We start from the raw sequence: 17,842 nt of genomic DNA, 5'->3' as shown, positions 1-17,842 counted from the left end.
GATTTGACCTAAAATGTCGGTTTGAAGGCCTCCATTATGCAAAATTCCTCCCGTCCCGACACGCCTTGTGTTGCCGTCTGTTCAACCACCTTCGATGATGTCTGCCGCGGCTGCGGCCGTACCGTCGAAGAAGTTGCGCACTGGGTCTTCATGACGGCGGAAGAAAAGGAGCGCATCTGGGAGCGCATCACCGCGGAAGGCTACCCGCGCAGGAACACCTGAAGCGCTTACAGTTGCTTGCCGAGCAGGGATGAGGAATGCTCAATCACCTTCTCCGCAAACGGCCTGTTTTCCCACTCTTCCAGCCACACCCGGCGCGCGCGCTGCAAGTCCTTTTCAAACACGGCCGTCATCCGCGCAGCGAAGGCCTCGTCATACACATTCAGGTTCGCCTCATCATTCAGGCGGAATGAACGATTGTCGAAATTGGTCGATCCGGTCGAGACCAAAAGGCCGTCGACGATCATCACCTTGCAGTGAAACATGGTCGGCTGGTATTCGTGGATCTCGATGCCCGCCTCCAGCAGCGCGCCCCACCGCGCGCGCGATGCCCGCCGCACCACTTGCGTGTCGATATGCTTGCCCGGCGTGATGATGCGGATGCGCACGCCACGGCGCGCAGCGGCGACCAGCGCATTGATCGCCAGTTTGTCGGGCACGAAATACGAGCTCGACAGCAGGATGGACTGTTCCGCGGACACGATGGACAACAGGTACATCAGGTGCATGCTCTCGCTGCCGCCGGTAGGCGAACTGCTGAACATTTGCGCCGGCATGCTGCCCGCCTTGTCGATCTTCGGAAAGTAGGTGTCGCCATGCAGCACGCGTCCGGTCGACTTCATCCAGTTATCGAGGAACACCGCCTGGAACTCCGCCACAACCGGCCCTTCCACGCGGAAGTGCGAATCACGCCAGTGCCACTGGTCCTGCGCATCGCCACTCCACTGGTCGGCGATGCCGACGCCGCCCGTGAAACCCACGATGCCATCCACCACCAGCACCTTGCGGTGGGTACGGTTGTTCATGCGCGCCCAGTTATACCAGGCCGGCTCATGGTAACGCTCGACCTCGACACCGCCGTCGCGCATCCGCTTGAGCAATTCCTCATCTATTTTCGCGCTGCCGACCCAATCGAGGAGCACATGCACCCGGACACCGGCCTTCGCCCGTTCGCCCAGTGCCTCGGCAAATGCGCGCCCCACATCTCCCGACCAATAGATGAAGGTTTCGAAGGTGATCGAGTACGCGGCCGACCGGATCGCCGACAGCATGGCGGGAAAAATCCGGTCGCCGTTTTCAAGATATTCGATCCGGTTGCCCTCGACGATCGAAGGCCCCAGCAACACGCCCATTGAACGGAGGTACTGTGGATCACGGACACCGTACAGGCTCTCCAGGCGGCGTTCGATTTTCTTCTCGCCTTCGGCAAGATTGATCACGATCAGCATCAGCACAATCGTTCCCAGGACGGCAATGGCGAGATGCAGGAAAGTGAACATGGGTGTCACGATCGTGAGATAAAGGAAGCATTGCCCGAGGCAAAGTTGATCGAAAGCACATGATAGGCGTCCCTTGGCACGGCTCATTGCGCTTGGTGAAACTTCATGCGCGTGCCGTGCGGAAAGGGGTATTGGATATCGATACCGGGCATGTCGCGTCGTGCGACCTCCCGCATCGCGATTCCCTCAGGACGGACGGTGCTTCACCATGCGGCTGCAACCACACGGGAGAGTGCAAATGAAAAACGCAATACGCCACTTGCCGGCACTTGTCGCCGCATTGATCGGCCTGCTGATGGTTGTGCACGGGCCAATTCCCCAGCCGCCGGACTATCACCGGTTCGCCGATGCCCGTTCGGTATTCGGCCTTCCCAACGCCGCAGACGTGCTGTCGAACATTGGATTCGCCGCGGCAGGATGGTGGGGATGGCTGTGCATCCGGCGCAGCCCTGCATTGGCACGCAGGCCCGGCTACCTGTTGTTCCTGGCGGCCCTGGTCATGACGGCGGCGGGTTCGTTCTTCTATCACCTGTCCCCGGACGACGCGCGTCTCGTGTGGGACCGGATTCCGATTGCACTCGCTTGTGCGGGCCTGCTCGCCGCAGTCCATGCCGAGAACACAGGAAGCGCCCGTGAAGCGCGCAATGCAGGGATACTCGCAGCCGCAGCGATCGCCAGCGTGATGTGGTGGTTCCATAGCGGCGATCTGCGCCCTTACCTGCTGCTGCAGGTGCTACCCTTGGTGCTGATCCCGCTATGGCAGTGGGCAGGCAATGCGCCACGTTCCGAGCGACTGGCTTTCGCCATCGCTATCCTGCTCTACATCCTGGCCAAGGCGGCAGAATTGCATGACCACGAAGTGATGGCGATCTCCGGCGTTCTCAGCGGACATACCCTCAAGCACCTGCTTGCCACGATGGCGGCGGTGATGATCGTGTCAGTGCTGGTGAAGCGAGTCCGGCAGGCATGAATGAAAAGGGGCCGGTCATTGCCGGCCCCTTGTTCACTCGTCCTTGGCTCCGTCTATCCCGAGTTCGTGGATCTTCCGGGTGATGGTATTGCGCCCGATGCCGAGGCGCACCGCAGCGTCGTTCTTGCGCCCATGCGTATGCTTGAGCGCAGTCTTGATAAGTGCGGATTCGAACTGCCGTCCCAGTGCATCCATCACTTCCGGCTGGCCGGCAGCCAGCATCTGCGCCGCCTCACTCTCGAGCAGGGCAATCCAACTGGTCTTCTCCGCTGCACCGTTCGGGACAGGCGCGCCGGCAACCGTCGGCATGGATGAGAGCAAGGATGGAGCAAACATGCCGTTGCCGTTGGAAGGCACCGCGGCGGACGGCTCTGTTAGCGGCGCAAATCCCTGCGGCTGGAGTTGTGGCGGCTGCACCGCAGGCATGGAGGAAGTCACCGCAGGCGGCACGAACTCCTGCCCATGCGTGAGATCGGCCGGGAGGTCTTTAATCTCCACAGTCTGCCCAGGCGCCATGACCGTGATCCAGTTGCACAGGTTTTCCAGCTGCCGCACATTGCCGGGCAGGTCGAGGCTGGACAGGAACTGCATGGCGGCATCGGACATGCGCTTGGCTTCCACGCCGAGCTGCTTGGCGCTCTGCGCAAGGAAGTGGCGCGTCAGCAGCGGGATATCCTCGCGCCGCTCGCGCAAGCTGGGCAGGCGCAAGCGGATCACGTTGAGGCGGTGATACAAGTCTTCACGGAACAGGCCTTCCTTCACGCGCTGTTCCAGGTTCTGGTGCGTGGCGGCGATCACGCGCACATTCGCCTTGAGCGGCTGGTGTCCGCCCACACGATAGAAATGTCCGTCGGACAGCACGCGCAACAGGCGCGTCTGCAGGTCGAAGGGCATGTCGCCGATTTCATCGAGGAAGAGCGTACCGTTTTCTGCCTGCTCGAAGCGACCGCGCCGCATTGCCTGCGCGCCGGTGAAGGCGCCGCGCTCGTGGCCGAACAGTTCGGATTCGAGCAGGTCCTTCGGGATGGCGGCGGTATTCAGTGCGATGTAAGGCTGGGCGGCACGCGGGCTGTGCTTGTGCAGCGCGCGCGCGACGAGCTCCTTGCCGGTGCCGGACTCGCCGGTGATGAGCACGGTGACATTCGATTGCGACAGGCGTCCGATGGCGCGGAACACATCCTGCATCGCCGGCGCCTGCCCCAGGATTTCCGGTGTATCTGCGGCAGTTGCCTCGACGCTCGACTCGCGCAGGCTCTCCTCCAGTGCGCGGCGGATCAGCTCGACCGCCTTGTCGACATCGAATGGCTTGGCGAGATATTCGAATGCACCACCCTGGAACGCGGCGACCGCCGAGTCCAGGTCGGAGAATGCGGTGATCACGATGACCGGCAGGCCGGGGTACTTGGTCTTGACGGTCTGCAGAAGTTCCAGCCCCGATTCGCCAGGCATGCGGATGTCGGACACGAGAACCTGCGGCACGCTGGTCTGGAGCGCATCCATGACTTCGCGCGCATTGGAAAAACTCTTGGTGGCCAGGTTCTCGCGGGCTAGTGCTTTTTCGAGTACCCAGCGAATCGATTCGTCGTCGTCAACAATCCAGATTGGCTTCATATTTTTTCAGCATCCCGCACGTGTGGCATTGTGTAAAAGCCGGCCTTTGCATTGACGTTTGAAACTGTTGTGTCTCCAATATCCATGCAGTCAAGGCAGCGGTATCAATATTCTGAAGTCGGTGCATCCCGGCCGGCTCTCGCATTCGATCACTCCCATGTGCTGTTGCACGAACGTTTGCGCAAGCGTGAGCCCGAGTCCGCTGCCGCCATCCTTTCCCGATACCAGCGGATAGAAAATGCGATCGCGGATGTCGGGCGGGATGCCCGGTCCATTGTCGATGATATGCAAGTCTAATGCCAGCCTGTAACGCACCTTCGCGAGCGTGACCTGCCGCGCCACGCGTGTCTGGAATGTGATGACCGCGTCGCCCGCCTTGATCTGGTCGGACAATGCCTGCGCCGCGTTGTGCGCGATGTTGAGGACCGCCTGGATCAGTTGCTCCTTGTCGCCTCGGAATTCGGGAACCGAAAGATCGTAATCGCGCTTGATGGCGAGGCCGGTCGGGAATTCGGCCACGATCAGGCTGCGCACGCGCTCGCACACCTCGTGGATGTTGACGTCGCCGACGATGTGCGGCCGGCGGTGCGGCGCAAGCAGGCGGTCCACCAAGGTCTGCAGGCGGTCCGCTTCCTTGATGATGACCTGCGTGTACTCGCGCAATTCCTTCAGGTGGCGCTCCGGCAGCTCGAGTTCCAGCAGCTGCGCCGCGCCGCGGATGCCGCCGAGCGGGTTCTTGATCTCATGCGCGAGATTGCGGATCAGTTCCTTGTTGGCCTGGCTCTGGTCGAGCATGCGCTCCTCGCGGTCCTGCTTGAGCTGCTGGACGTTCTCCCTCAACTCGATCAGTACCGGCGTATCCGGATTGTCCAGCGCGGTGACGATCACATGGACGTGAAGCGGCTCGCGGTTGGCGCGTTCAAGCGACAGGTCGAGCCGCTTGTCCGCAAAGCGGTGCTGGACGGCTTCAAGGAATATCTGGTTGAGATGGTCGCCGTTGAGGAAAAGGGCGTTGAACTTCTGGTGCGACAGAACCTTGAACGAGCTTTCGAGCAGGTTCTCCGCAGCGGCATTGGCATAGGTAATGCGGCTCGATGCATCGAGGATGACGACTGCCGATGACAGGAGGTCGAGGCCGTCGAATGAAGTAGGCGATGTTTTCACGTTATTCCAGAAATCAAAAGGGCCGCATCACGCGGCCCTGTCCATGCAAGCGTCATACCCACCCTATTTTATGTTACCTATCTCGCGCTTCAGGGCTTCGATGTTCTTTTCCGTGCGGTCGATGTCTTCCTTCATGCCGGCAACCCGCTCCTGGTACTTCGCGTAGTTGCGCTCGTCGCCGCGGCGCTCGGGCTCGCCGTTGTTGTAATCCTTCTTCAGGTTCGCAAGCTTCTGCTCTTCCGCCTTCATCTCGTCGAGCAGGATCTGCTTGCGATCGTTGTCGCGTGTCTTCTGGGTGCCGTTATCAACCTTCGGAAAATCCTGGGGAGTGCTGGCGGCAGGCTTGGTGGCCGCCGCGGTCTGCGTCGCCGCCTTTTTCGGCGGCGCCGGAATCATGGTGATGCCCGGCAGATCGACTTTCTTGCACCCTTTCGTGGTGCCGGTGTTCTTGTATTCCCTCTTCCCATGCTCATCAACGCACAGGTAGACCTCGCTTTGCGCATGCGCGGCACCAGCCGCCGCCAGCAGCAATAGCAATCCGGTCAATTGTTGATTAATCATCTTTCTTTCAAGAAACTATGCGGGCGCTTACTAGTTTAGGATAAGAATCAATGCTTTACAAACACTCCCGCTTGGATCGTGAATCCCCGCAACAGTTTCCGCAGGCAAAAAAAACGGGGAAAACCGAAGTTTTCCCCGTCTCTTGTGCAGCGTCGCCTTGCGGCGGAATGCTGATTACAGCGAGTAGTACATGTCGAACTCGATCGGGTGCGTCGTCATGCGGAAGCGCTGGACTTCCTGCATCTTCAGCTCGATGTAAGCGTCGATCATGGTGTCGCTGAACACGCCGCCACGGGTCAGGAACTCGCGATCCTTGTCCAGGTACTCGAGCGCCTGTTCCAGCGAGGAGCACACGGTCGGGATCAGTGCGTCTTCTTCCGGCGGCAGGTGGTACAGGTCCTTCGATGCTGCCTCGCCCGGATGGATCTTGTTCTGCACGCCGTCCAGGCCTGCCATCAGCAGGGCGGAGAAGCACAGGTACGGGTTGGCCAGCGGGTCCGGGAAGCGTGCTTCGACGCGACGGCCCTTCGGATTTGCAACGTACGGAATACGGATCGATGCAGAACGGTTCTTTGCCGAGTAAGCCAGCTTGACCGGTGCTTCGAAGCCCGGAACCAGACGCTTGTAAGAGTTGGTGCCCGGGTTGGTGATCGCGTTCAGTGCGCGCGCGTGCTTGATGATACCGCCGATGTAGTACAGCGCGAACTCGGACAGGCCGGCATAGCCGTCGCCTGCGAACAGGTTCTGGCCATCCTTCCAGACGGACTGGTGAACGTGCATGCCCGAACCGTTGTCGCCGACCAGCGGCTTCGGCATGAAGGTTGCGGTCTTGCCGTAGGTGTGGGCGACGTTCCAGATCACGTACTTCAGGTTCTGGGTCCAGTCGGCGCGCTCCACCAGGGTGGAGAACTTGGTGCCGAGTTCGTTCTGGCCGGCGCCAGCCACTTCGTGGTGGTGCACTTCAACCGGGATGCCCATCGCTTCGAGGATCAGGGACATTTCGGAGCGCATGTCCTGGAAGCTGTCGACCGGGGGAACCGGGAAATAGCCGCCCTTGACGGTCGGGCGATGGCCGGTGTTGCCGCCTTCGAGTTCCTTGCCGGTGGACCAGGATGCTTCTTCCGAGCCGATCTTGACGAAGCAGCCGGACATGTCGATCTTCCAGCGAACGTTGTCGAAGATGAAGAATTCGGGTTCCGGGCCGAAGTAGGCGGTGTCGCCCAGGCCGGAGGACTTCAGGTAGGCTTCAGCGCGCTTGGCGATGGAGCGCGGATCGCGGTCGTAGCCCTTGCCGTCGGCCGGTTCGATCACGTCGCACTGCATGAACAGCGTGGTCTCTTCCATGAACGGGTCGATGTTGGCCGTGTTCGGATCGGGCATCAGCAGCATGTCGGAGGCTTCAATGCCCTTCCAGCCGGCGATCGAGGAGCCGTCGAATGCATGGCCGGACTCGAACTTGTCCATGCCGAACTGCGAAACCGGCACGGTCACGTGCTGTTCCTTGCCTCGGGTGTCAGCAAAGCGAAAATCAACGAATTTGACTTCGTTTTCTTTCGCCATCTTCAAGACGTCTGCGGCCGTCATTGCCATGCGAATCTCCTAAGTGTATGAGCGGATGTGGTTCGGATAACTAGAGTTGGTTTGAGCCGACTGTATGCGCCTGCGACAGGCCGAAGTGCGACTTGAAACACAGGCGGGAATGATAGCAGATTCCATGCCACCATCTTGAGAAAAAACAATTCGCTTGCACCGCGATGAAGCGTGCAAATTAGCGGAAATAGTGCGCTTTTGAAATACAGATGGCGCGAGAACTGGGACGCTCGAAAAGCACCAAAATTGTGCGCGCCCAACTTTTTGCACCATTGTTGTGCTCATGCGATACGGAAAGCACCATAGTTGTGCGCTCTGCGCATTTTGAGCATCGCTTACTATAGCTCGACTGCCCAAGGGATAAAATATAAAAAAGCCAAATTTCCCGGAGATCCCCATGACCATCCTTTCCACTGCACGGCAGCGCGGGGCCGAGAAGCAGTTGCCCTACGCCGGCGCCGTCACCCCCACAGAAGCCTTTACCCTGATCCAGCAGGATCCGAACGTCCTCCTTGTCGATGTCCGCACCAACGCAGAACGCGATTGGGTCGGGCGGGTCGCCATCCCGGAGGCGCAGCACGCCGCGATCCAATGGAACACATATCCGGGAGGCTCTCCGAATCCGGTCTTCCTGGACGAGCTATCGCGCACCGCATCCAAAGACAAGGTATTGCTCTTCCTGTGCCGTTCGGGCGTGCGCTCGCGCCATGCCGCCAAGCTCGCCACCGAGAATGGCTACGCCAACTGCTTCGACGTCCTTGAAGGCTTTGAAGGCGACAAGGACGCCGAGGGGCATCGCAAGAGCGTCGGCGGCTGGTGCAAGGCGGGCCTACCCTGGATTGGCGCCTGAGGCCTGCATGAGCGACTGGACGCGCCGCCGCACGAAATTGATGTGACTGCGCAGTCCGTACAGCTCATCGGCGAACGACAGGGGGATTGAGATGCGGTTGACGCGTTCCTCGATGTCGTTCAGGCGCTGCAACTGCTCCGGATAGACTTCCTTCTGGCGCTCGGGCGGCACATCCTCGATCGCCTGCTCCACCGCGCGCAACTGGCCGTACCAGCGGAAGACCCGCGAGCGCACCTTCCAGACGTACAGCGGCGGGATGATGCGCGACAGCGGCAGGATCAACGCGCCCAGGGCCACGATCACCACCCACATGCGCTCGAAGAAATTGGCCATCCAGAACGGCAGGTAGCGCTGCAGGAGCGGCGGGCCGTTCTTGTAAAACTTTTCCGCCGCATCCGATACCGGCACCTCGGTGTAATTCGCGGTGGGAAACTCGCCCTTCTTGTGAAACCACCCGGCTTCGCCGTGAATCTCGGCGGCAGCCTGCACAAACAGATCGACCAGCGCGGGATGCAGGTCCTCGCGCGCGATCAACGTCGCCGTCGGCGCAATCAGGTGGATATCCTTCGAGGGCAAGTCGCGGCCGAAATCGACAATACCGCGCGGGAGGACGACATGCGAGAGAAAGGGAAACCGGCGCGTATACGCTTCGGCCTGCGCGAAATCGAACAGCCGGATGCCCGGTGTCTGCAGGAGCATCTGGATCAAGGGCGCATCCGGCGCTGAACTGAACACCAGCCCGTCGATGCGGCCTGCAAGCAACTCCACCGTTGCCGGCGTGTTTTCCAGCGCGCCAAGCCTGATCTGCGCAGCCTCTACACCGTTCGCAGAGAGGATTTGCTTGAAGAGGCTGGGGACGCCCGTTCCTTCGGGGCCGGTATTGATGCGCAGGCCTTTCAGCTGACTCAGGCGCGTGATATTGCGGGACTCCCTGAGGAACAGCCACACCGGTTCGGTGAACAGGCTGCCAAGCGAGACCATTCCCCGCCCCTCCAGTTCTTCGGTTCGCGTCGAACCGCTCTGCACAAACGCAATGTCGATGGGAGAAGCCTCGTCCTTGAGCCGTTGCAAGTTTTCACTGGAACCGAGCGAGGGTGCCAGTTCAACACGGATGCCGTTGCGCGCGAGCACCGCAGCGTATTTCTTGCCGATTGCTTCATACGCACTGTTTTCCTGTCCGGCAGAAAGCGTCACATGGCGCAGCGGCGCTGGATCCACCAGCCAATACGCGAGTACACAGGTAATCACAACCGCAATGACGGCCGGACCGGCCGCGACAAGCAAGTCGCGGAGGGAAAGACGGGTGAACCTGAGGATTTTCGGCATGTGTGTTCCACGAAAAAACATGGAACACACCATGCCAATAAATGTGCCGGCGCGCAAGTGCTCCGCAGGCCAGGCTCCTCCCGTTAGGAGCGTGCAGACACGACTGGGCGACGGCCCGCGAAAGCGCCGCGCTGAAGCGACACCCCGCGGTGTCGGCCATCGATATCGCCGTCATCGGAAAGAAATTGTGCGGCAACCGTGAACCAGTCCTCGATCGAGAACAGGCGACGCGCCATCGGGATGAGTTCGCGCTCTTCCCTTTCCAGCCGGACGAGCATGGTGCCGCAGTAGCTGTCCATGGCATGGCAGATCTGGTTGATCCTGCCTGCGCTTGCCTCGAACGCTTCCGCCAGCTGCTCGCCAAGCGAACGCAGGATGCCCGCGCCCTTCGCACTCAATGCGTCGAGTTCGGCCACGAGGTTTTCCGCTTCCCGGCCTGCCGTGCGCATCGCAGGAATGAGATAGCGCTCCAGCTTGCGGGCACCAAAGTACTTGTCGAACTGCATCAGCTTGCCGAATGCCGATTCGAGGAAAGAAAAGTCGATCTTTTGCAAGCCCCTCCAGGTACCTTGAAGGTACTGCTGCAGGCGTGAAAGCATGGCACGAGTCTTGTCCTGCTCAGCCGCGATTGCGACCAGGGAATATGTGGCAGTTAGCATTGTTGCTCCTTGATTCTGTAACTGCGTGAACAAACCGGGATTCGTCAAATCCGATCGCTGCACAACAAACACCGGGGGAGAGTAAGAGGTTGGAAAAACGCGTTGAAAAAGTATAGGCGGCGGCCTGTTGTGGCCTTTGAGCTTCCGCAAACGGCTCGGGAAATGGCACTTAACAGCGGCCAATTGGGCGACAAATTCCCCCTACTCCGGCTTATCGGCGGTATGCATCGAAGCATTCGATGCAAAAAAACGCCGGGCCCGGCGCATGAAGCGCGCGGACCCGGCGTTTGGATGGGTAACCGCGGGATCAGTTCAGTTTTGCTGCGTGTTCCCGCGTGGCATGGAAGGTGAGTTGCGGCCAGCGCTCCTGCGTCAGTTTCAGGTTGACGCCGGAGGTTGCCAGGTAGGCCATGTTGCCGGACGCGTCAAAGGCAATGTTGCCGCCGGCAGAGGACTTCTCGAAGTCGGCCAAGGCTTTCTTGTCATCGCAGGAAATCCAGCGTGCGCTGCTGATGCTTGTTCCTTCGAATACCGCATCGACGCCGTATTCGTTCAGCAGACGGCTGGCCACGACTTCGAACTGCAGCACGCCGACTGCGCCAAGGATGAGGTCGCCGCCATGCACCGGCTTGAACACCTGCACCGCTCCCTCTTCGCCAAGCTGTTGCAGCCCCTTGTGCAACTGCTTGATCTTGAGCGGGTTGCGGATGCGCACCGAGCGGAAAAAGTCCGGTGCAAAATACGGAATACCGGTGAACTGCAACAGTTCTCCTTCGGAAAAACTGTCGCCGATCTGCATGTTGCCGTGGTTCGGCAAGCCGATGATGTCGCCGGCATAGGCCTCTTCCACCTGTTCGCGGCTCGACGCCATGAAGGTCACTACGCTCGATACCTTGATCTCGCGGCCGAGGCGCAGGTGCTTGATCTTCATGCCGCGCTCGAAGCGGCCGGAACACACGCGCAGGAAGGCAATGCGGTCGCGGTGCGCCGGGTCCATGTTCGCCTGGATCTTGAAGACGAAACCGGAAAACGGTTCTTCGGTCGGTTCCACGGCACGCACCGTCGCGTCGCGGTGGCGCGGCGCCGGCGCCCAGTCGAGCAACGCATTCAGGATTTCGCGCACGCCGAAGTTGTTGATGGCGGAACCGAAGAATACGGGGGTCTGCTTGCCGGCCAGGAATTCTTCCAGGCTGAATGGATGCGACGCGCCATGCACCAATTCCACTTCCATCTTCAGCTGCTCGATTTCGAGCGGGAACATCTCGGCAAGCCGCGGGTTGTCGATACCCTTGACGACTTCGAACTCCTGATCCGCGCGCTCCGAACCCGCCTTGAACAGCAGGATCTCGTCGCGCAGCAGGTGGTAGACGCCGCGGAAGTTCTTGCCCATGCCGATCGGCCAGGTCACCGGTGCGCACTGAATCTTCAGCACCGACTCGACCTCATCCAGCAGTTCCAGCGGATCGCGGCACTCGCGGTCCAGCTTGTTCATGAAAGTCAGGATGGGCGTGTCGCGCATGCGGCAGACGTTGAGCAGCTTGATGGTCTGCTCTTCCACGCCCTTTGCCGCGTCGATCACCATCAGTGCCGAGTCGACCGCTGTCAGCACGCGATAAGTATCTTCCGAAAAGTCCTGGTGGCCCGGCGTATCGAGCAGGTTGACCACATGCTCGCGATATTCGAACTGCATCACCGAGCTGGCCACCGAAATGCCGCGCTGCTTTTCGATTTCCATCCAGTCGGACGTGGCGTGGCGGCCGCTCTTGCGCGCCTTCACGGTGCCGGCGAGCTGGATCGCGCCTGAGAACAGCAGCAGTTTTTCGGTCAGCGTGGTTTTACCGGCGTCCGGGTGGGAGATGATGCCGAAGGTACGGCGCCGCCCCACTTCGCGTGCGATCAATTCGGAGGGAACCTTGCGGTTGCTTTCGGTGGCGGCGTCGGGCAATTCGGACGGCGGCAGGTCGGTTTCGGAGGTCATGCTTATAGAAAATAAAAGTGCCGGCTCGCCAGGCGGTGGCCGGCACGATGAAACGAATCAGAGCTTGATGAAGTTTTCGCGGTAGTAGCGCAGTTCCTCGATCGATTCGGTGATGTCGGCCAGCGCGGTGTGCTTCTGGTGCTTCTTGAAACCGGAGGAGATTTCCGGCTTCCAGCGCTTGCAGAGCTCCTTCAATGTCGAAACATCAAGGTTGCGATAATGGAAAAACGCTTCCAGCTTCGGCATGCCGCGCGCCATGAAACGGCGGTCCTGGCAAATGCTGTTGCCGCACATCGGAGACTTGCCGGCGGGCACGAAATGCTTCAGAAAGTCGATCAGGGTCTTCTCGGCATCCGCTTCGGTCACCGTGGAAGCCTTCACACGGTCGATCAGGCCGGAGCGGCCATGGGTTCCCTTGTTCCATGCATCCATGCGGTCCAGCACCTCGTCGGGTTGGTGGATCGCAAACACCGGGCCTTCGGCCAGGACGTTGAGCTGGGAGTCGGTGACAACCACGGCGACCTCGATGATGCGGTCATTGTCCGGATCGAGCCCGGTCATCTCCATGTCCACCCAGACAAGATTGAATTCGTTCGGCCGCGCAGGCGCATTGGCAGGGGCTTGGGATTCAGTCGCTTGTGACATAATTGTTTTCCTCGGTAATCCGCCATTTTCTCACAGGCAGGGCATGTCTTCACTTGCGTTTTCGGTATTGTTCGTCAGTTTCCTGGTTATCACCCTCGTTGTCCGCTTCTGGCTGGGATCGCGGCACATCCGCCATGTGATTGCTCACCGCGATGCCGTTCCGCCTGAATTTTCCGAAAAAATTCCCCTTTACGCCCACCAGAAAGCCGCGGACTACACGGTGGCCAAGACCAAGCTGGGACTGCTGATGTTGCTCGTGAATGGCGCCGTGCTGATCGGCTTCACCCTGCTCGGCGGCCTGCAATGGCTGTCCGTCACGCTCTTCAAGCTGACCGGCCCCGGTATGCTGTACCAGCTGGCGCTGATCGCCGCATTCGGTTTCATTTCGGGCCTGATTGAACTGCCATTCGACTACTACCGGCAATTTGTCCTCGAAGCCCGCTTCGGGTTCAACAAGATGACGCTCGGGCTGTTCATCAGCGACATGGTCAAGAATATCGCGATCGGCATCATCATCGGCGTGCCGCTCGTGTGGGTGATCCTGACCCTGATGGAGAAATCCGGCGACCTCTGGTGGCTCTATGCGTGGTTCGTGTGGAGCGGCTTCCAGCTGCTGATGCTGGTGCTCTACCCCACCGTCATCGCGCCCTTGTTCAACAAGTTCACGCCATTGCAGGACGAGAGCCTGAAGTCGCGCATCGAAAGCCTGATGCAGCGCGTCGGTTTCGCATCCAAAGGACTGTTCGTGATGGACGGCTCCAAGCGCAGCGCACACGGCAATGCCTACTTCTCAGGCTTCGGCGCGGCCAAGCGCATCGTCTTCTTCGACACCCTTCTCGCCCGCCTCGGCCCGCAGGAGATCGAAGCGGTGCTGGCGCATGAGCTCGGCCATTTCAAGCTCAAGCATGTGATCAAGCGCATCGCCGTCATGTTCGGGCTGTCTCTCGGCTTCCTCGCCCTGCTTGGTTATCTCAAGACGCAAGTATGGTTCTTCACCGGACTCGGCGTGGACCCGATGCTGCTCGCCAATAACGACGCCATGGCGCTGATCCTGTTCACGCTGGTGCTGCCGGTCTTCACCTTCCTGTTCTCGCCGCTGGTGTCGCTGACCTCGCGCAAGCATGAATTCGAGGCGGACGCCTTCGCGGCGAAGCACACCGATGCGCAAGACCTTGTGTCGGCACTGGTCAAGCTGTATGAAGACAATGCATCGACGCTGACGCCCGATCCGCTGCACTCCGCCTTCTACGATTCGCATCCGCCGGCAAGCGTGCGCATCCAGCATCTTCTTGCCGGGCGATAAACAAACGATATTGGGGACAACCATGGTAACCGCCACCGAACTGGTCCAGAAAAAGGGCCGCCATCTCGAAACCGCACTGACCGATGCAGAAATCAAGGATCACCTTGCTGCGGTCGACAACTGGGCGCTGCAGGATGGGAAGATCGTCAAGACCTTCGTGTTCAAGAATTATTACGAAACATTGGCATTCGTGAACGCGATCGCCTGGGTCATCCATGCCGACGACCACCATCCCGAACTGGTCGTGACCTACAACCGCTGCGTGGTCAAGTTCGACACGCACTCGGTCAATGCAGGGAAAGGCGGCATTTCCGAGAATGACTTCATCTGCGCCGCCAAGGTGGACGCGATTTTCAAGCAGGCGTCGCGCTAGACGATGGGAGTCGACAAGGGGACCGTCATCGCCGCGCATGGCAGGCACTATCTGGTGCAGGCCGGCGCCACCCGCCTTCATTGCGTGACACGGGGAAAGAAAAGCGATGTCGCGGTCGGCGATATCGTGCAGTTGAAGCAAACCTCACCCAACCAGGGCGTGATCGAGAAGATCGAGGACCGCAAGACGCTGCTCTACCGCTCGGATCAATACAAATCGAAGTTGCTGGCCGCCAACCTGACGCAGTTGTTCATTGTCGTTGCGACGGAGCCGAGTTTTTCCGATGACCTGGTATCGCGCGCGCTCGTCGCTGCCGAAGCGGGCGGCATACGGCCGCATATCATCCTGAACAAGACTGACGTCGTCGAGTCGCTCCCGAAGGCGCGCGAGCGCGTTGCCTTGTACGCCGGACTCGGCTATCCGATCCACGAGGTATCGGCACGCAAATCACCCGAAGAAACAATAGCTATCCTTGAGCCCTTGCTGCGGGGGCAATCCACCATCCTCATCGGCCAGTCCGGGATGGGCAAGTCCTCGCTCATCAACCTCCTGGTGCCGGACGCTGAACTGGCGACGCGCGAGATTTCGGAAGCACTCGATTCCGGAAAGCACACCACTACCTTCACCCGCCTGTTCATGATCGATGAAGATACGTCGGTCATCGACTCCCCGGGCTTCCAGGAGTTCGGCCTCTACCACCTGACCGAAGGCATGCTGGAACGCGCTTTCCGTGAATTTTCATCCCACCTGGGAAATTGCAGGTTTTACAACTGCCACCATCTCACCGAACCGGGATGTGCGATCCTCGGTGCGGTTGAAATTGGAGATATTTCCGCTATGCGCCACGCGCTTTACCAGCAACTGGTGCACGAATCCTCGCAAAAGCTTTATTAAGGTCAGGCAAAGGCCTTCGACCCCGGGTTTTGTTGTCTTTTTGGGATAAAAATCCCTTATAATTGAACAGCTTACAACCATAACGGCGGCAGGCGCCAACTGGCCGCCGTTTTCATTTATGGCAATCAAACACTTCCTCCAGTTTTCTGACTTTACGCTTGATGAATTCGAGTACGTCATCGAACGCACCCGAATCATCAAGCGCAAATTCAAGAATTACGAAACCTACCACCCGCTGCTCGACCGCACGCTGGTGATGGTCTTCGAAAAGAATTCCACCCGCACCCGCCTGTCCTTCGAAGCAGGCATGCACCAGCTCGGCGGCGCAGCGATCTACCTGAACACTCGCGACAGCCAGCTCGGACGCGGCGAGCCGGTCGAGGATGCGGCACAGGTGATGTCCCGCATGTGCGACATCATCATGATCCGCACCTTCGGCCAGGAGATCATCGACCGTTTCGCGAAGCATTCTCGCGTGCCGGTGATCAATGGCCTGACCAACGAACACCACCCCTGCCAGGTACTGGCTGATGTGTTTACCTTCATCGAGCATCGCGGGTCCATCGCCGGCAAGACCGTGGCCTGGATCGGCGACGCCAACAACATGCTCTATTCCTGGTTGCAGGCAGCGCAAGTATTCGGCTTCCATGTGAACGTGTCGACGCCGAAACGCTACGAGATCGATCCCTCGCTCGTTGCGGCGGACAACAAGAACTACACCGTCTTTGCCAACCCGTCCGACGCCTGCGTCGACGCCGACCTCGTCACGACCGACGTGTGGACCAGCATGGGCTACGAGGAAGAAAATGCCGCCCGCCTGAAGGCCTTCGCCGGCTGGATCGTGGACGGCGAAAAGATGAAGCGTGCGCGTCCCGATGCGCTGTTCATGCACTGCCTGCCCGCGCACCGCGGCGAGGAAGTTGCGGCCGAAGTCATCGACGGCCCGCAGTCGGTCGTCTGGGACGAGGCGGAAAACCGCCTGCACGTCCAGAAGGCCTTGCTCGAATACCTTGTCCTGGGCAAGCTCAGCTGACCGCCCGCCCAGTCAATCCAATCCATCCCAGCAAACGAAGCAGAAATCATGTCGACCATTCTCCAGTCCGTTCCCGTCAACCAGAAAGTGGGCATCGCCTTTTCCGGCGGCCTCGACACCAGCGCAGCCCTGCACTGGATGCGCCAGAAGGGCGCGATCCCGTACGCGTACACCGCGAACCTCGGCCAGCCGGACGAACCCGACTATGACGCCATTCCAAAGAAGGCCAAGCAGTACGGCGCGGAACAGGCCCGCCTGATCGATTGCCGCGAACAGCTGGTCGCTGAAGGCATCGCCGCGCTGCAAAGCGGCGCCTTCCATATCTCGACCGCAGGCGTCACCTACTTCAACACGACCCCGCTCGGCCGCGCAGTGACCGGTACGATGCTGGTGGCCGCGATGCAGGAAGACAAGGTCGACATCTGGGGCGACGGCAGCACGTTCAAGGGCAACGACATCGAGCGCTTCTACCGCTACGGCCTGCTGGTGAATCCGGCGCTGCGCATCTACAAGCCCTGGCTGGACGACACCTTCATCCGCGAACTCGGCGGCCGCAAGGAAATGTCGGAGTTCCTGATCAAGTCCGGCTTCGACTACAAGATGTCGGTCGAAAAGGCCTACTCCACCGACTCCAACATGCTGGGCGCGACGCACGAAGCGAAGGACCTCGAGCACCTGAACAGCGGCATGAAGATCGTCGAGCCGATCATGGGCGTGGCCTTCTGGCGCGACGACGTCGAAGTCAAGAAGGAAGAAGTGACCGTCCGCTTCGAGGAAGGCCGTCCGGTCGCCCTGAACGGCATCACTTTCGCCAGCGCAGTCGACCTGATCATGGAAGCGAACCGCATCGGCGGCCGTCACGGCCTCGGCATGAGCGACCAGATCGAGAATCGCATCATCGAAGCGAAGAGCCGCGGCATTTACGAAGCCCCCGGCCTGGCGCTGCTGTTCATCGCCTACGAACGCCTGGTCACCGGCATCCACAACGAAGACACGATCGAGCAATACCGCGAAAACGGCCGCAAGCTCGGCCGCCTGCTCTACCAGGGCCGCTGGTTCGATCCGCAGGCCATCATGCTGCGCGAAGCCTCGCAGCGCTGGGTGGCACGCGCGATCACCGGCGAAGTGACGCTGGAACTGCGCCGCGGTAACGACTATTCGATCCTGAACACGGACTCGCCGAACCTGACCTACCAGCCGGAACGCCTGACCATGGAAAAGGGCGAAGGCGCGTTCACGCCGCAGGACCGCATCGGCCAGTTGACGATGCGCAACCTCGACATTACCGACACGCGCGACAAGCTGGGCATCTACAGCAAGGCCGGGCTGCTCGGCGGCGGTTCCTCGGTCGGCCTGCCACGCCTGACCAAGGATGGCGACAAGTAA

General features: G+C 60.1%; 17 protein-coding genes. 8 read left to right on the top strand and 9 right to left on the bottom strand.

Annotation, left to right across the window (positions count from 1 at the left end; translation table 11 throughout):
- Window positions 1–36 precede the first annotated feature (36 nt).
- Window positions 37–222 (top strand): DUF1289 domain-containing protein, encoded by a 186-nt coding sequence (locus tag AC3WOY_RS20330; protein ID WP_492427051.1) that lies wholly within the window; start codon window positions 37–39, stop codon window positions 220–222.
- Between the two features lie 5 nt (window positions 223–227).
- On the opposite strand, the gene cls is transcribed toward AC3WOY_RS20330, so the two are convergent.
- Window positions 228–1,499 (bottom strand): cardiolipin synthase, encoded by a 1,272-nt coding sequence (cls, locus tag AC3WOY_RS20325; protein WP_492427049.1) that lies wholly within the window; start codon window positions 1,497–1,499, stop codon window positions 228–230.
- A 238-nt stretch (window positions 1,500–1,737) separates the two neighbouring features.
- Between cls and AC3WOY_RS20320 the strand changes: the two genes are divergently transcribed.
- Window positions 1,738–2,469, top strand: a complete 732-nt coding sequence (locus AC3WOY_RS20320; protein WP_492427047.1) for a hypothetical protein — start codon at window positions 1,738–1,740, stop codon at window positions 2,467–2,469.
- Between the two features lie 33 nt (window positions 2,470–2,502).
- Here AC3WOY_RS20320 and ntrC read toward each other — a convergent pair whose 3' ends face one another.
- The 4 genes from ntrC to glnA all read right to left on the bottom strand — a co-directional run bounded on the left by ntrC (window position 2,503) and on the right by glnA (window position 7,395).
- A complete protein-coding gene (gene ntrC / locus AC3WOY_RS20315; RefSeq protein ID WP_492427045.1) occupies window positions 2,503–4,080 on the bottom strand; it encodes a nitrogen regulation protein NR(I) in 1,578 nt (525 codons plus the stop codon).
- Between the two features lie 90 nt (window positions 4,081–4,170).
- A complete protein-coding gene (gene glnL / locus AC3WOY_RS20310) occupies window positions 4,171–5,244 on the bottom strand; it encodes a nitrogen regulation protein NR(II) (protein WP_492427043.1) in 1,074 nt (357 codons plus the stop codon).
- Window positions 5,245–5,307: 63 nt separating this feature from the next.
- Complete coding sequence (locus AC3WOY_RS20305) at window positions 5,308–5,805, bottom strand: DUF4124 domain-containing protein (protein WP_492427041.1); 498 nt, start codon at window positions 5,803–5,805, stop codon at window positions 5,308–5,310.
- 174 nt (window positions 5,806–5,979) lie between these two features.
- Window positions 5,980–7,395, bottom strand: coding sequence for a type I glutamate--ammonia ligase (gene glnA / locus AC3WOY_RS20300; RefSeq protein WP_492427039.1), 1,416 nt, complete (start codon window positions 7,393–7,395; stop codon window positions 5,980–5,982).
- Window positions 7,396–7,792: 397 nt separating this feature from the next.
- Between glnA and AC3WOY_RS20295 the strand changes: the two genes are divergently transcribed.
- Entirely contained in the window at window positions 7,793–8,245 is a 453-nt protein-coding gene (locus AC3WOY_RS20295; protein ID WP_492427037.1) for a rhodanese-like domain-containing protein, read from the top strand.
- Here AC3WOY_RS20295 and AC3WOY_RS20290 read toward each other — a convergent pair.
- The 4 genes from AC3WOY_RS20290 to orn form a co-directional block, all read right to left on the bottom strand.
- Entirely contained in the window at window positions 8,225–9,571 is a 1,347-nt protein-coding gene (locus AC3WOY_RS20290) for a TAXI family TRAP transporter solute-binding subunit (RefSeq protein WP_492427035.1), read from the bottom strand. The two genes, AC3WOY_RS20295 and AC3WOY_RS20290, sit on opposite strands and share 21 nt — an antisense overlap.
- A gap of 83 nt (window positions 9,572–9,654) precedes the next feature.
- A complete protein-coding gene (locus AC3WOY_RS20285) occupies window positions 9,655–10,230 on the bottom strand; it encodes a hypothetical protein (RefSeq protein WP_492427033.1) in 576 nt (191 codons plus the stop codon).
- Window positions 10,231–10,537: 307 nt separating this feature from the next.
- A complete protein-coding gene (locus tag AC3WOY_RS20280) occupies window positions 10,538–12,208 on the bottom strand; it encodes a peptide chain release factor 3 (protein ID WP_492427031.1) in 1,671 nt (556 codons plus the stop codon).
- A 57-nt stretch (window positions 12,209–12,265) separates the two neighbouring features.
- Window positions 12,266–12,853: an oligoribonuclease gene (orn, locus tag AC3WOY_RS20275; protein WP_492427029.1), complete on the bottom strand. Its 588-nt coding sequence runs from the start codon at window positions 12,851–12,853 to the stop codon at window positions 12,266–12,268.
- Window positions 12,854–12,896: 43 nt separating this feature from the next.
- Between orn and AC3WOY_RS20270 the strand changes: the two genes are divergently transcribed.
- From AC3WOY_RS20270 to argG, 5 genes are all read left to right on the top strand, one after another.
- The gene (locus AC3WOY_RS20270) at window positions 12,897–14,156 is read left to right on the top strand and encodes a M48 family metallopeptidase (protein ID WP_492427027.1); all 1,260 of its coding nucleotides are present in this window, start codon (window positions 12,897–12,899) and stop codon (window positions 14,154–14,156) included.
- Between the two features lie 22 nt (window positions 14,157–14,178).
- Window positions 14,179–14,529: a 4a-hydroxytetrahydrobiopterin dehydratase gene (locus AC3WOY_RS20265; protein ID WP_492427025.1), complete on the top strand. Its 351-nt coding sequence runs from the start codon at window positions 14,179–14,181 to the stop codon at window positions 14,527–14,529.
- A gap of 3 nt (window positions 14,530–14,532) precedes the next feature.
- Window positions 14,533–15,423, top strand: coding sequence for a ribosome small subunit-dependent GTPase A (rsgA, locus tag AC3WOY_RS20260; RefSeq protein ID WP_492427023.1), 891 nt, complete (start codon window positions 14,533–14,535; stop codon window positions 15,421–15,423).
- A 118-nt stretch (window positions 15,424–15,541) separates the two neighbouring features.
- Window positions 15,542–16,456 carry an ornithine carbamoyltransferase gene (gene argF / locus AC3WOY_RS20255; RefSeq protein WP_492427021.1) on the top strand — a complete coding sequence of 305 codons (915 nt, stop codon included), beginning with the start codon at window positions 15,542–15,544 and terminating at the stop codon, window positions 16,454–16,456.
- 48 nt (window positions 16,457–16,504) lie between these two features.
- On the top strand, window positions 16,505–17,842 hold the full coding sequence (argG, locus tag AC3WOY_RS20250; RefSeq protein WP_492427019.1) for an argininosuccinate synthase: 1,338 nt from the start codon (window positions 16,505–16,507) through the stop codon (window positions 17,840–17,842).

It is taken from the genome of Noviherbaspirillum sp. FW303-A3 (genome assembly GCF_058788695.1).
This window is presented reverse-complemented; position numbering and strand designations above follow the sequence as displayed.

Bases quoted from the DNA above. Each gene is read 5' to 3' on its own strand.
- AC3WOY_RS20330 (WP_492427051.1), top strand. From the start codon at position 37: ATGCAAAATTCCTCCCGTCCCGACACGCCTTGTGTTGCCGTCTGTTCA.
- cls (WP_492427049.1), bottom strand. From the start codon at position 1,499: ATGTTCACTTTCCTGCATCTCGCCATTGCCGTCCTGGGAACGATTGTG.
- AC3WOY_RS20320 (WP_492427047.1), top strand. From the start codon at position 1,738: ATGAAAAACGCAATACGCCACTTGCCGGCACTTGTCGCCGCATTGATC.
- ntrC (WP_492427045.1), bottom strand. From the start codon at position 4,080: ATGAAGCCAATCTGGATTGTTGACGACGACGAATCGATTCGCTGGGTA.
- AC3WOY_RS20305 (WP_492427041.1), bottom strand. From the start codon at position 5,805: ATGATTAATCAACAATTGACCGGATTGCTATTGCTGCTGGCGGCGGCT.
- glnA (WP_492427039.1), bottom strand. From the start codon at position 7,395: ATGGCAATGACGGCCGCAGACGTCTTGAAGATGGCGAAAGAAAACGAA.
- AC3WOY_RS20295 (WP_492427037.1), top strand. From the start codon at position 7,793: ATGACCATCCTTTCCACTGCACGGCAGCGCGGGGCCGAGAAGCAGTTG.
- AC3WOY_RS20290 (WP_492427035.1), bottom strand. From the start codon at position 9,571: ATGCCGAAAATCCTCAGGTTCACCCGTCTTTCCCTCCGCGACTTGCTT.
- AC3WOY_RS20285 (WP_492427033.1), bottom strand. From the start codon at position 10,230: ATGCTAACTGCCACATATTCCCTGGTCGCAATCGCGGCTGAGCAGGAC.
- AC3WOY_RS20280 (WP_492427031.1), bottom strand. From the start codon at position 12,208: ATGACCTCCGAAACCGACCTGCCGCCGTCCGAATTGCCCGACGCCGCC.
- orn (WP_492427029.1), bottom strand. From the start codon at position 12,853: ATGTCACAAGCGACTGAATCCCAAGCCCCTGCCAATGCGCCTGCGCGG.
- AC3WOY_RS20270 (WP_492427027.1), top strand. From the start codon at position 12,897: ATGTCTTCACTTGCGTTTTCGGTATTGTTCGTCAGTTTCCTGGTTATC.
- AC3WOY_RS20265 (WP_492427025.1), top strand. From the start codon at position 14,179: ATGGTAACCGCCACCGAACTGGTCCAGAAAAAGGGCCGCCATCTCGAA.
- rsgA (WP_492427023.1), top strand. From the start codon at position 14,533: ATGGGAGTCGACAAGGGGACCGTCATCGCCGCGCATGGCAGGCACTAT.
- argF (WP_492427021.1), top strand. From the start codon at position 15,542: ATGGCAATCAAACACTTCCTCCAGTTTTCTGACTTTACGCTTGATGAA.
- argG (WP_492427019.1), top strand. From the start codon at position 16,505: ATGTCGACCATTCTCCAGTCCGTTCCCGTCAACCAGAAAGTGGGCATC.